Annotated in this window: 11 protein-coding genes; all 11 read left to right on the top strand. The window is 68.7% G+C overall.

The features are described 5' to 3' along the window. The first annotated feature begins 166 nt into the window (after window positions 1–166). The 11 genes from ACIBEJ_RS00975 to ACIBEJ_RS00925 all read left to right on the top strand — a co-directional run bounded on the left by ACIBEJ_RS00975 (window position 167) and on the right by ACIBEJ_RS00925 (window position 12116). The gene (locus ACIBEJ_RS00975; RefSeq protein WP_397180500.1) at window positions 167–1147 is read left to right on the top strand and encodes a hypothetical protein; all 981 of its coding nucleotides are present in this window, start codon (window positions 167–169) and stop codon (window positions 1145–1147) included. A 253-nt stretch (window positions 1148–1400) separates the two neighbouring features. Beyond that, window positions 1401–2111, top strand: a complete 711-nt coding sequence (locus ACIBEJ_RS00970) for a recombinase family protein (protein ID WP_397180499.1) — start codon at window positions 1401–1403, stop codon at window positions 2109–2111. Continuing rightward, on the top strand, window positions 2108–3565 hold the full coding sequence (locus ACIBEJ_RS00965; RefSeq protein ID WP_397180498.1) for a recombinase family protein: 1458 nt from the start codon (window positions 2108–2110) through the stop codon (window positions 3563–3565). Before ACIBEJ_RS00970 ends, ACIBEJ_RS00965 begins: the two co-directional genes overlap by 4 nt. A gap of 123 nt (window positions 3566–3688) precedes the next feature. Further along, the gene (locus ACIBEJ_RS00960; RefSeq protein WP_397180497.1) at window positions 3689–3838 is read left to right on the top strand and encodes a hypothetical protein; all 150 of its coding nucleotides are present in this window, start codon (window positions 3689–3691) and stop codon (window positions 3836–3838) included. Window positions 3839–4240: 402 nt separating this feature from the next. Continuing rightward, window positions 4241–5140: a hypothetical protein gene (locus ACIBEJ_RS00955; protein WP_397180496.1), complete on the top strand. Its 900-nt coding sequence runs from the start codon at window positions 4241–4243 to the stop codon at window positions 5138–5140. 213 nt (window positions 5141–5353) lie between these two features. Continuing rightward, on the top strand, window positions 5354–5671 hold the full coding sequence (locus ACIBEJ_RS00950) for a hypothetical protein (protein ID WP_397180495.1): 318 nt from the start codon (window positions 5354–5356) through the stop codon (window positions 5669–5671). Between the two features lie 1566 nt (window positions 5672–7237). Beyond that, window positions 7238–7597, top strand: coding sequence for a hypothetical protein (locus ACIBEJ_RS00945; protein WP_397180494.1), 360 nt, complete (start codon window positions 7238–7240; stop codon window positions 7595–7597). Between the two features lie 43 nt (window positions 7598–7640). After that, complete coding sequence (locus ACIBEJ_RS00940) at window positions 7641–9749, top strand: hypothetical protein (RefSeq protein ID WP_397180493.1); 2109 nt, start codon at window positions 7641–7643, stop codon at window positions 9747–9749. A gap of 221 nt (window positions 9750–9970) precedes the next feature. Next, window positions 9971–10249: a hypothetical protein gene (locus tag ACIBEJ_RS00935; RefSeq protein WP_397180492.1), complete on the top strand. Its 279-nt coding sequence runs from the start codon at window positions 9971–9973 to the stop codon at window positions 10247–10249. Between the two features lie 21 nt (window positions 10250–10270). Beyond that, entirely contained in the window at window positions 10271–11725 is a 1455-nt protein-coding gene (locus tag ACIBEJ_RS00930) for a hypothetical protein (RefSeq protein ID WP_397180491.1), read from the top strand. 70 nt (window positions 11726–11795) lie between these two features. Continuing rightward, a complete protein-coding gene (locus tag ACIBEJ_RS00925; RefSeq protein WP_397180490.1) occupies window positions 11796–12116 on the top strand; it encodes a hypothetical protein in 321 nt (106 codons plus the stop codon). Window positions 12117–12517 lie beyond the last annotated feature (401 nt).

The following is a 12517-nucleotide window of genomic DNA, read 5'->3' as shown; positions in this document are numbered from 1 at the left end:
GCGCCCTGTGCGCCCTCACCGGAAAAGGCGTTCCGCCCCGTTCCACCACGTGCCACCGCCGCGGCACATCGCTGGACTTCGCCCCGCCGCTCCAGCAATCTTGGAAGAATCACCCCGAGATGCCGGACCTCGGCCTGCATGGACGCCGGCAAGTGAGGAAGCGATCATGGCGACCCTGATGGCGCGGTTACGCGCCGCGGTGACCAATGTGGACCTCGGCGTGGTGCTGCTCGTGGCCGCCGCCGTGAGCGTCCTCGACCTGATGGAGATCCTGGAGGACGGCCAGGCGGACAAGCTGATCCTGCCGGTGCTGGCCGTGCTGGCGTTCGTGTGGATCAGGGACAGGTCCAGGCAGGGCAAGGTGGCCGACCAGATCAGCGGCCTGGCCCGCACCACCGACGGCATGTGGCGGCTGCTGGCCAGCGGCGACTCGGTCAAGTCGCTGAGCGGCCCGGCGATCACCCGGGTGCTGGCCGAGGCGCGCGCGGCCAGCGACCTGTGGCTGTTCAAGGGCGGCACCGGCACCTATATCAGGGCGGTGACCCTGCCCGAGTGCGTCGAGCGGGCCAAGCGCACCCGCAGCAAACTGCGGTTCCTGCTGGAGCTGCTCGACCCGACGAACGAGCCGCTCTGCTCGGCCTACACCGAGCTGCACCGCAACCTGTCGGGCGACGGGGCGGAGGAGAAGGGCTGGAGCTCGCTCGGCACCCGCAAGGACGTCTACGCCACGATCCTGTCGGCGTGCTGGTACCTGCAGCGCAACCGGCAGCTGCTCGACATCAAGATCGGCCTGTCCAGCGCGATCTCGCTGTTCCGCTGCGACCTGAGCTCCCACCACCTGGTGATCACGCAGCGCGGCCCGGAGTTCCCCGCGCTCGCCATCCCGCGCGACAGCCCGCACTACAACCCGTGGTACGTCGAGCTGGAGAACAGCCTGGACCAGACGAAGCTGCTGCCGCTGCACCTGGCGACCCGGCTGAGCGCGGCGCCGACGGTGGAGGAGGCGAGGGCGCTGTTCGTGGCGCTCGGGATCCCCCTCACCGACGAGTTCACCGACGCGGAGGTCAAGGCCATCACCCGCGCGGCCCTGAACCGCGTGGACCCCTACGAGGGCCGGGTGCAGCCGCTGGTCGCCTCGGTCGGCTGAGCCCTTCCCGAACCGGCGTACGCCCCCGGAGCAGCACAGGAACCGGGGGCGTACATCGATGGGCCTGGCAGGTCAGCCCATGTGGGGATAGCGGTGGTCGACCGGCGGAACGATCCTCACCGAACCATATAGGCTCCACCAGCGGCGATGAGGCCCGTCGAGGCCGATCGGAGCCGCCACCCCCGATGCGGGGACAGTCCGCGACTGGCTTCTTATGGCATTCGGTCGTATTCTCGGCGCGAGGTCAGCATGAATGCTTCCCCTATATGGCGGCGTCAACAATCGCGGCTGTGACAAGCTCCGTCGTATCAATGGAGCTGCCCGGCCTGCCGGGCGTTCGTGTTGGCACGAGACCGCAGAGCGGGAAGGGGTGTCGCGGATGGGAACCGCTCGGCACACACAGCTTCCAGCGTCACACGGCCTAGGAGCAGACAGCGATGCGTCAGGGAGACAGACGACCAGATTCCCTGAAGGGCTCCAGACGGCCCTGAGCGCCACACAGAGCCCCGAACCCAGCCCTCCGCACCCTCACCCTCACGCAGGGCTCTCCTGGGCTCTGTATGCGCGTGCTGGCGGGGACGATAGCCGGTCCATCGAACGGCAGCACGCCATGCTGCAGAACTACGTCGGCCAGCTGGACGGCCACGCCGCGGCGGCCTTCGCCGACGTGGGGCAGCCCGGCCCGGCACTCGCCGAACTCGTTCGGCAAGCGGAAGAGGGCGTGTTCGGCGGCGTAATGGCGTGGAATCTACGGCGCTTCGGCTGGCAGCACGCCGAGGTCACATCCCGGCTGGCGCCGCTCCGCACCCGCGGCATCGTCATCCTCCTGGCCGAGTCCGGCCAGGAGGTCACCCAGGAACGCCTGGCCCTGACCCTGGGGGTCGTCGAAGCTGCATCCCGCCACCGTCCTGCAGGCGGGCCGAAGCCTCGCCGGCCCCACGCGCTGTCGAGCGATGCCCTGTGATCGTTCGGGGCGGCTCCTGGCTGGACCTCCCGCTCACCGACCGCGTCTGGGGCGTCTATGTCCGCATCTCCCTAGATCGTGTCGGTGCAGGTCTGGGCGTTATCCGACAGGAAACGGAGGTCCGCGAGCTGATCACCCGTCTGGACCCCCACGGCGTGATCTACGACATCTACTGCGACAACGACGTGAGCGCCTCCGACCGCCGGAAAAAGCGCAAGCAGTACGCGCGCATGGCCAAGGACATCGAAACAGGCCAGATCAACGCGGTCGGCTGCTGGCACCTCGACCGCGCCACACGACACCCCATGGAACTGGAATACCTCTGCGAATACGCAGAGAACCTGGGCACCCTCTTCGCTGCCGTCCACGGAAGCATCGACCTCAGAACATCCAACGGGCGTATGGCTGCTCGCATGGACGCGGCCGCGGCCAGGCGCGAAGTCGAGCTCAAGGCGACCCGCCAGCGGTCAGCGAATCGGCAACGAGCAGAACAAGGCGAGAGTTGGTACGGCGGCATGCGTCCCTACGGCTACGACACTGATCGAACGACCATCATCGAGGCTGAGGCCGAGGTGCTTCGCGACGCCGCCAAGCGGGTGATCAACGGCGATAGCCTCCGCTCCATCGTGGTCGACCTGGACCGGCGCGGCATCCTGTCCAGCACCGGCAAAGCCTGGCAGGCCGTCACGCTGCGCCGCGCGCTGCTGAACCCGCGGATCGCCGGCTGGCGCACCGTCGACGGCGTCAAGGTCGCCCACGGCAAGTGGGACGCGATCATCGACGATGAGACACAGGCCAAACTGGCCGCCATCTTGACCGACCCCTCACGCAAGGCCGGTACCGGCGGCGGCAGTGGCGCCCGGAAGTATCTGCTCGGCGGCTTCCTGGTGTGCGGCATTCCCGGCTGCGGCAAACCGCTGCAGTCCCAGCCCAGCAACAGCGGAGCGCGCGGCTACGTCTGCCGGAAGGCTCCACCGATCGGAGGCTGCGGCCGGATTCGCGTCGCCGCCGAGCCGATCGAGGAGGAGGTGGCGGCCCGCGTGCTGTCACGCTTCGCCTCGCCCGCCGTCGCCCGCCGGCTTCAGGCGGCGATGAACTCGCAGACAGAGGGCGACATCCTGGACCAGATCAAGGCCTACGAGGACCGTCTCGACTCCGCCGCACGCGACTACACGCGAGGCCAGATGTCCAAGAGGGCGATGCAGACGATCGAGAAGACCGCCGAAGAGGAGATCCGGAAACTTCGCGGCCAGATCGCCACCAACCACCGATTGGCCGACCTCCCGCAAGGGCTCGGCCCGGTGGAACTGGCCCGGTGGTGGCAGGACGCAAGCTTGGAGCGGAAGCGAGACCTGGTCAGCGTCGTACTCGATCACGTCGCGGTCGGCCCTGTAACTCGTGTTGGATTCACCGGGTTGGACCTCGATCGGCTCAACTGGGTGTGGAAGGTGTAGACCTCCGTTTCCGCGCGTTCCACTGCGCGGAGCGTGATGTGACACATACGCTGGGCGACGTCGATCCCTGGGAGATCGCCCAATGGGTTGCCCTCACCGCACCATGCAACACGGAGGGTTCCTGTGGAAGACGTCGAGCGCCTCGCCGCACGCATCGCGGACCTCGCGGACAGCGATCCGGCCGGAGAGATGAGCGACGACCTGGTGGAGGCAGCAGCTCGCGTCTTCGGAGCCGACGACGCCCCTGAGCTCGTCTACCCCGCCGTGGCGTGAGCTGCGAGGTATCGCCACAGCCCGGCTCTCCGGCCGGGCCCGACACGCCGAAGGCCGCGGAGCCTGCACGAGCTCCGCGGCCTTTCGCATGCCCCGCACCCGGCCGTGCGACGGTCTGAGCATCATGGATGCGTTCGGCACCGTTCGCCATCGAGCCGTTCGGTAAAAATTGCAGGGCAGTTCCGGAATCCGCGCCCCTTCCTCCCACGGCGACCCCACAATGGCCCCCATTCGTAGCCGGGGCCTGACCCTCCGCCGCGAACCTCATCCCAGCCCGTCCAGAGAGGTCGACGTGTGCGTCCGCGAACCTGCCGTGAGTCGATGACCAGCCGGGCGGTCCGGCGTCGGCGACCTGTCTGGACGCTTCGGCGAGACGACGTCATCCACGACACGGCAGCGCCCATGCGCGTTATCGGCTGGCGTGGCCTTCAGCTGTGCGGCCTGACGCCGAAGCGGACAACCATCCGGGTCACACACCCGCCCGGCCGAGTGCTCGACGTCACCCGCCTCATCGACTTCGACGACCGAGACGAAAGTGACGACTCGATGCCCAACCTCGCGTTTGTCGCGATGAGCACTACGGGGACCTCCCCGGACTCCCACGAGATATGGGAGTTGTCCGTACGGCTACGCCGTGCCGAACAGCACAGCCGGGACGTGACGTGCCACTGGCAATTGCCGGTCGCCCAGCTGCAGCGCGCTGACGGTTCCGCCCTCCACCGGCTTGGCTTCTACGACCGCCATCGCGGTCTCGCCGAACCCGTCGCGATGGACACCGAACTGCTGAGCCATCGGCCAGTATCGCTGACCGAGGTGACCCGGCAGCTGGCGTCGTTCCTGCTCGACGCACACCCGGTCACGCTCTATCCCGAGCACGACCAGCCGTTTCTGGCGACGTTCTTGCGCCGTCACGGCCAGCCCGCGACCTGGAAACCAGCCGTGCCGGTCACGGCGATGGCCGCTGGGCACGCCTACGGCTACGCCGCCGGATGGAACCGGCACGCGGACATCACCGCGGAACTCGCCCAGCCGCAGCTGCTCGAACAGGAGCCCGCGCCGGCGCTGGTTCGTCGTATCGACACCAGCGGGTACGGCCCACCCTGGAGGCCGGCCGATCTGGCTCGGGAGATGGGGCTGCCGGTGAGCTCCTTCGCCGACACGGTCTCCGCGGCGGGACGATTGATGCTGACGGTCACCCTGTGGGACGCCATGATCCAGCCGATCGAACACCAGCCGACGCCGTCGACCTCTTCGCCCTCGCGGGTGGGGACGGCCGCGCTCCCACTCATTCCTTCGTCCTGACCAGCGGTGCTCGCTGCCCCTGGCAAAGGACCTGCTTTCCCGAAAGCAGTCACCTAATGTCATTGCGTATGTACGGTATGTAGTCAGCTACAGCAGTGCAGGGACAGTTCGCGACGTCACCCCTGCGGGCGCATGACCCGGTCGCTAACCTCTCCTGGCCGGCCATGGCCGCGAGCGCCACACGCAGACCGGAAAGTCGAGGGAGAAATGCTCATGATCAAGTGGGTCCTGAAGTTCATCGATCCGGCCATCAGATCGGAGGAGGTCCGCGCCGTCGGCTACAAACTGCTGCACGAGGGCCTGATCCTTTCCTTCTTCGACGACCATGGAGCCGAGACGTTCGCCTGTCCTCTCGGCGCGGTGCGCGGCTGGCACCCCGCCGAGCCCCCAGGTGGCCCGCTGCCCCAAGTCGCCTCAACCCCCTCGCCGCAAACGTCCGTTCTTGATTCGGGCCGTTCGGTAATCGAGCAGCAAGCGCGCGCCGCAGCCGCCCATCAGGCCCCCGAGGGACGCCTCGTCGCCGCCGGATAGCGCCAGGCCGCAACCCCAGCCTCCCCATTGCACCCGAGGGCCCCGCCGTTCCCGCACATGGAACGACGGGGCCCTCGTCGCACTCCGGACCGACGTGTTTCGCCGATCTTCATGAGCTGGCTGTGTAGGATGCTGCACACTGCCACCTAGGAGGAGACAGTGGCGACTGAATCACATGACGCATATGCGATGGGAGACATTCCCGAGAGTGCCAGCGTGCGCCTTACCGCCCCCCAACGGCCTACCGAAGCCATCGCTACCCCAGCGGAACCGGACAGTGATGAAACCGCCCGCAGCGACTCGCTCGACGACGAAGAGGTCCTGAACACCGAGCAGGACCGCGACGGCGAGCATGTTGACCTCGAAGCCGTTCAGGAGCGTGGCCTGCCAGCCGGACAGATCGCTCTGGGGGCCGGCTCGCTGCTCGTCCTGGGCGGCTGGTGGCTGATCCAGTCGGCAGGCGTCACCGCGGTCTACTGGATCGCGGCCGGTGCGGCCGGCGCAGCTGGATGCTATGGCTACTACCGCCACCGCCTGACCAACCCGCCAACACCGCAGAGCAACCGCACCTCCCCCGAGAGGCGCCGCCCTGCGGCGACCTCGGGACGCGGCTCCACGACTCCAACAGCGTGGAGCCGACCCCGAGGTCGGCTCCCGACGGGCGGGACGAACCGCGGCGGCCGGACGACTGGCCCCGCTCCTCTTCGCGCAAGCTTCGGCCCCGCCTCCAGCCGCCGCGGAGTCAAGACGAATCACCATGCGAAGGGCGCACCGAATCGGCGCGGACGCTCCGCTGGCAACTCCCGAAGCGGCCACGCCCCCTTCACCGCCGACGGGCTGCTCCGCGGTCGCGGGATCCGGCCCCCTGGTCGCCCCGGAAAGGGCGGCGCTGCCACCAGCACCACAGGTGGCAGCTGGCCGAACCCTGGAGCGGGCAAGCGCAAGATGCGATTCCCCGCAGACTCGTACCGGCCAGGCGCACCAAAACCGCCGGGTGACAGGTCACGCGCCACCAGGACATCGTTCACAGACGCCGGCACCTGGCGCAGACGGGGTACGGCACTGCGCAGACTCGCACGCCAGGTCCGCGACAGCGACCGGAAACTGACCGAGGCCGTCGCCGAAGACCTTGCCCCGTCCATCCATAAGGCCTTCTCGCGCTCGCTACGTCGTGGTCGAAACCTCGACAGGCGGATGACCAGCGACGCCCAGCTCCTGACCCGTCGAGCCCTGCATCTCGGTCGCCGGAACAGCCGCCGGTTCATGCGGTGGATCGACGCCAGGACCGGACGCCGCCTTTCCACCGGATGGCGAACCGTCCGCGCCCACGGATACCGGGCGGGAGCGGCGCAGCTACGCGCCCGTTACCACGGCTGGGAATCCGAACTGCTCGCACTCGCGATGGCCGCACTCGTCTGGATCAGCAGCCCGCTGAGGCGGCCCGGCGCGAACCCGGCCACAGCGGCTGACGCCGCCCCTGCTCCCGCAAGCCCCGGGACCAGCGTCCCCGTCAGCACATCCACAACGACGGCGCCAGCGGCGCCACTCCCCAGGAGGCCACCGTCCATGACCCAGCACGCAGCCCCCAACAACCTGGCGTCGCCGCTGGTCGTCATCTCCGCCGAGATGATCACTTCCGTGCAGCGCTTCCTGCCACCGGACATGTGGTACGTAGAAGCCGATCTCAAACAGCTGCACCAGTTCCCCGGCAACGTCGCCGCCGCCGTACAGCTCTACTTCAACAACCTGAGCAACGGCTACCCGATCGACCCGCGAATCATCGATATGGCAGGCGAGTTCACCACGCATCTGGCCGGCGCGTCGGACTACGCCACGGCCATCGAGACCGCCTTCTCGCAGATCCACGAGGACGACATCCGGCGGCGGCTCCTGCCGCGCGCGGGCGAGTGGATGTGGAACATCTGACCTGCCTGCCCAACCCGGCCCGCCGTAAAGCGAGAGGAGTCCTATGGCGGAGGGAGCGAAGCCATCGGCCGACTGGTCGCTGACCTCGCGCGGCACCACATCCGGCACCTCCGTGGGCGTGCTCGCGCTGGCGGCCGCTGCTGTGGCCGGCCACGCCGCCGACGTCGATCCGTACTACTGCGCCTTCCTCACGGTCGGCGCAGGCGTCGGCTCGGTCGTCCGCAGCATGCTCAAGAACGCGACCTCCCCGGCGCTGGTCTTCCGCCTCCTGCGCTCCCTGTTCGCCGGTGGCTGGGTGTCATACGTCCAGCTGACCGAGCCCACCCCCGGAGTCTTCTACACGATCGCCGCCGCCGGAGTCGTCGCCGGCGCCCTCGCCCCGCTCTTCGAGGCCGGTCCCAAGACATCCACATCCAAGGGCCGCTCCGTCGTACTCCGCAAGACCACCAAGCTCGCCGAACACTGGGAGAACCTCATCCTGCAGGTGACCGGCGGCGCAGTCCGGATCACCGAGGTCACCTACTGGGACACCGGAGCCGGGTTCACACTGCACGGCGTGCTGCCCCTGACGATGAGCCTCAAGCAACTCGGCTCAGCCTCCAACTGCGACCGTCTCGCCGACGCCGCCCGCCTTCCCAACGGCTGCGGCGTCGAAATCCGGCGCGGAGGCCAGCGCGGCATGTTCGCCATCGACGTCGCCACCGTCAACCGGCTCACCCAGGACGTCGACTGGCCTGGGACGCTGCAGATGACCTCGATCAACCAGCCCAAGCCGCTCGGCGAGCACCGCGACAGCACCCCCGTCCTCGTCAGCCTCCGCGAAGCCGCCGCCGTCGTCATCGGCATGCGCGGCAGCGGAAAGACGACCTGCCTGCACGGCCTGACCTGGCAGTGCGGCATGTGCTTCGACGCGATCGTCTGGCACATGGACCTCAACGGCGGCGGCCTCAGCCAACCATGGCTCCGCCCGTGGATCGAAGGCGTGACCGACCGGCCAGCGATCGACTGGGCCGCCGCCGACCTCGAAGAGGGCCTGGCCATGAGCGAGGTGTTCCTGGATATCCTGCACGACCGCAAAACCACCTACGCCCACCTGAAGATCGACCAGGACGTCGGTCTGATGCCCGTCGGTGACGGGCTCACCGCGCCGCCCGCGATTCAGCTCCTAGTCGACGAAGGCGCCGAAGCACTCGCCCCCAACAGCAGAGACCCGCTCAAGCGGCGGCTGCGCGAGAACCTGGAGGAAGCCCAGCGCATCGGCCGCGACGGCGCCGGCAACGTCCTGGTCTCCAGTCTGCGCGCCACCCAGGACATGCTCGCGGCGCAGATCGTCAAACAGGCGTCGCTGCGTATCGGCATGCTCGTCCAGGACCACGCCGAGTACAACTACCTCTACGGCTGGCACTTTCCCTTCACCCTGGACGACCTCCACGGCAAGGGCACCGGCTTCATCCAGACGATGGAGGCACCGATCCGGCCCTGGAAGGCTGGCAACCTGCGCCCCTCGCTGATCCGCCAGGGCGCGATCCACGTGGCCAACCACCGGCCTGAGCTGGACGCGGCCGGGATCGCGGTCGCCGGCGAGGTGTACGCGACCAGGTTGGAGCGCATGCGCGCCCGCTTCACCCCTGGCGCCGAACTCGTCCCCATGCCGGACGCGTTCCTCGAGCGCCATGGCCTCCGCGACGAGCAGCAACCCAGCACCCCGGCCGCGCCCGCCGCGGGCGGCATTCCATCGCTGTCGGTCATTCCCGGCGGGGTCGAAGGCATCTTGGCCCGCTACAACCTCGCCCCCGACCGTGCGCAGCCTCCGCTGCACGCCGAACAGGTCCACCAGCTGGAGGCCACCGACGCCATGCCTCTTGGTCGGCTGGGTGATCTGCCGCCCGTACTCCGCGCCTGCCTGCAGCACATGGACCAGCAGCACACCAACCGCATGCACACCGTCGAGCTCGCGGCCGCGCTCGGTTTGACCAAACGCGAGCTCGGCGACCTGTTGCGCGCCATCGGCGTCCGATCCCATTCGCAGCCGTTCGAGAGGCGCGGCAAGTCCCTGCGCGGCTACGAGCGGACCGCGTTCGAGGAAGCCGCCCGGCGCATCCGCGAAGGCGTCCAGCACGTCCCAGAGGAGGTCGCCAGATGGTCGGCATGACCCCCACACCCCGCGCCCGCGCACCCGCGGGCAGGGTCCCACACCCCCACGGGCCGACGTGGGACCCCAACGTTGGGCCCAACACTCCCTGACATGGGCAAACGCCCCAGCTGTGGGGGTGTGGGGCCCAACGCACACCCCCACCCTGGGCAGCGATTTCCCGGCCTACCCCCCAACAGTCGGCAGACCCCAACACCCCAACGGAAAGGGACGCAAACCTCGTGCAGTCACTCCCCACGCAGGCCGACCACATCAGCGGAAGGCGCCTGGTTGTCGCCTGGCTGGAGACCGGGCTCACCGCCGCGGCCACGTTCGCCGCCGGGCAGTTCGCTCTGCGCTGCGACTCCATCGCCATCCTCAGCCTCGCCAGCGCGCTCACGGTGACCGCCTTCCTCCTGGCCGTGGTCTCCACGCTGTACGCCGCCACCCGCTCCGCGACCCCGCGCATCTTGCGCATCCTGCGGTGGGCCTGCGTCGTCCTGGCATCCGTCACCCTCTAAACCGATCACCGAGGATTCGACATGTTCCGAAAGCTGTGGCGCACAAGCCCTGAAGCGACTGAAGCGAGCCGCCTTGCTGCGCTCGCCGACGCAGCCGAAGCGCAGGCACGGATCGACCGTGCGCACGCCGACAGCCTCGCCGAGCGAGCCCGTGCGCAGGCCGCCGAAGCTCAGGCGCACGCCGACGCAGACAAGGCGCAAGCAGCCGCGGAGAAGCGCAAGCTGAGGTCCGAGCTGGAACTTGCCCCGCTACGCGATGCGCACCGCAAGCTGGAGGCCGGCCGCGCCGCAGAGGAACGTGCGCACGAGCAATCCCGGCGTGCGCACGAGCACGACCTGATGCGCAAGGCACGGGCGGCGCTCACCGGGAGGACGTTCGTCACCGCGGCGTTCGTCGGAGTCAACCTCGTGGCGATCGCAGGCCAGGGTAGGGCCTACGGCTACGGGTGGGAGGGCTGGACGAAGGCCGGGGTTCTCGAATGCATCGCTCTGGCAGTGGGCTGGATCGGCCACCAGGCGCTCATCAGCGGCCGTCCAGCGCGCGGAAAGCGGTGCGCGAGCTACGCGCTGGCGCTCTACATGGCGATCGTGAACTACGCCGCCGTCGCCGACGACTGGTGGCCCACGCCGATGGCCGCTGGGGTGGCGCTGTGCAGTCTGATGTCGCCCTGGTTGTGGGGGATGTACTCCCGCCACATCCACGCGGACAAACTGGACGCTGCGGGCGTCGTACCGCCGCGCGCACCCGACTTCCCGCCGTTGCGCTGGGTGCTGTGGTTCCGGCCCACGCTGGACGCCTACCGGTGGGGTGTGCGCGAGGGCGTCAGCGACTGGCGCACGTGCGTCGAGGGATGGGCGCACGAACAGGAACAGGCACGCGCCACCGCCGTGGCCGACGCGGAGAAGGTGCGCACGCTCGCCAAGGCGGAGGAGGAGACCGTGCGCATGACCGCCATGGCGATGCGCACGGACGCCGAGCAGGAGCGCACGCGTGCGCTCCTGGAAAGCGTCCGTGCCGACCTGCTGAGCGCATACGGGCACGTGGCCACAGCAGACACGATCGCTGACGCGGTCCTCGGCAGCCCTCGACACCCAAGATCCATCGAAGGGCTGGACGGTGATGAGGACCCGCCGCAGGACAACGATGATCGAGACCGAGAAGAACCCGACGAGGACGATCAACTGCCCGAACTGCCGGCGCTCCCTTCGGCCGAAGAACTGGCCCGACTCGACGACCGGCAAAAGCTCGCGAGAGCTCGCATCACCGTCTACTTGGCGAGGGAGCAGGACATCCAGTTGCAGGGCCGCGGCGCCGAACTCGCCCGCGCCTACGACATGTCTCCGCGCTGGGGTCAGACCCGGGTAAAGGAGCAGGGGACACCACTGTTCGCGCTCGCCGGGTCAGTTGTCAGGGACGACGAACTCGAAGACGAAAATGAAGACCAGCCGGGCCAATCAGGAGGGGTTGCGCGGTGAGGCAATCCACAGACCTGAGGCATGGTGACAGCGCGTGGTCGTAGCACAACCAAACCCCTACACTTCGATCATGTCCCAGCCTCAGAACGAGCCGCTCTCGTCGGCCGAGTGGGACGAGGCCTACGCGTCCCTGCAGCGCCGTCAGGACACCCGCGACGCGGCCGAGTATGCCCTGGCCGACCACTACGAGAAGGTCCGCCGTCTGTTGCTCAACCCAGACGGCAGCTACCGTGAAGGCGCTCGTGGCGAGGTGGAGCGCCGCCTCGGCATCGGCCGGTCGTCGCTGCGCTACATCCAGCGCAGTGACCCCGAACTGATGCGACGGGAAACCGCGGAGCGACGGATACGAGAGGACGCCGAAGTCGCCCGCCTGCGCACCGGCGCGTCGTGACTTGTAGCTCCGGGCGCTGTGCATAGAGTCGGCAGCGCCTTCCCATCCGCATGGCCCTTGCCATGGCCTGGGCCCGGGAACACCGGCAGGCTGTCATCAGCACGCTGCGTCCCGGGTCTGGGCCATCGCCATGTTCAGAGCCGGCAGAGAGCACAGCCCGCCGCACACCGGCCCCCTAGCCGGTCTCCGACGGGCCGAACCCGACGCGCCACCCGCGCCTGCTGCCCGGACTCGCCGGACGCCCACAGAGTAGCCGCCCAGCGGGCAGACGCGACTCCTGTTTCATGTTCGGAGCGATCCCGGACGAGGCCGGATGAATCCGGAAGAGCATGCGGCGACGGTGGCGCTCGGGCCGCAGCGATTCAAGGGGCTCGGCGGGAGGCCAGTCCGGCGAGATATCG

Source organism: Nonomuraea sp. NPDC050790, assembly GCF_044456745.1.
GTDB lineage: Bacteria > Actinomycetota > Actinomycetes > Streptosporangiales > Streptosporangiaceae > Nonomuraea.
Note: the sequence above shows the minus strand (reverse complement) of the source record. Positions and strands in the feature narration are given on the sequence as shown.

What these genes read in the sequence shown, in the direction of transcription:
- ACIBEJ_RS00955 (WP_397180496.1), top strand. Translation starts at nt 4,241, where the DNA reads ATGCGCGTTATCGGCTGGCGTGGCCTTCAGCTGTGCGGCCTGACGCCG.
- ACIBEJ_RS00945 (WP_397180494.1), top strand. Translation starts at nt 7,238, where the DNA reads ATGACCCAGCACGCAGCCCCCAACAACCTGGCGTCGCCGCTGGTCGTC.
- ACIBEJ_RS00970 (WP_397180499.1), top strand. Translation starts at nt 1,401, where the DNA reads ATGCTTCCCCTATATGGCGGCGTCAACAATCGCGGCTGTGACAAGCTC.
- ACIBEJ_RS00975 (WP_397180500.1), top strand. Translation starts at nt 167, where the DNA reads ATGGCGACCCTGATGGCGCGGTTACGCGCCGCGGTGACCAATGTGGAC.
- ACIBEJ_RS00925 (WP_397180490.1), top strand. Translation starts at nt 11,796, where the DNA reads ATGTCCCAGCCTCAGAACGAGCCGCTCTCGTCGGCCGAGTGGGACGAG.
- ACIBEJ_RS00940 (WP_397180493.1), top strand. Translation starts at nt 7,641, where the DNA reads ATGGCGGAGGGAGCGAAGCCATCGGCCGACTGGTCGCTGACCTCGCGC.
- ACIBEJ_RS00950 (WP_397180495.1), top strand. Translation starts at nt 5,354, where the DNA reads ATGATCAAGTGGGTCCTGAAGTTCATCGATCCGGCCATCAGATCGGAG.
- ACIBEJ_RS00930 (WP_397180491.1), top strand. Translation starts at nt 10,271, where the DNA reads ATGTTCCGAAAGCTGTGGCGCACAAGCCCTGAAGCGACTGAAGCGAGC.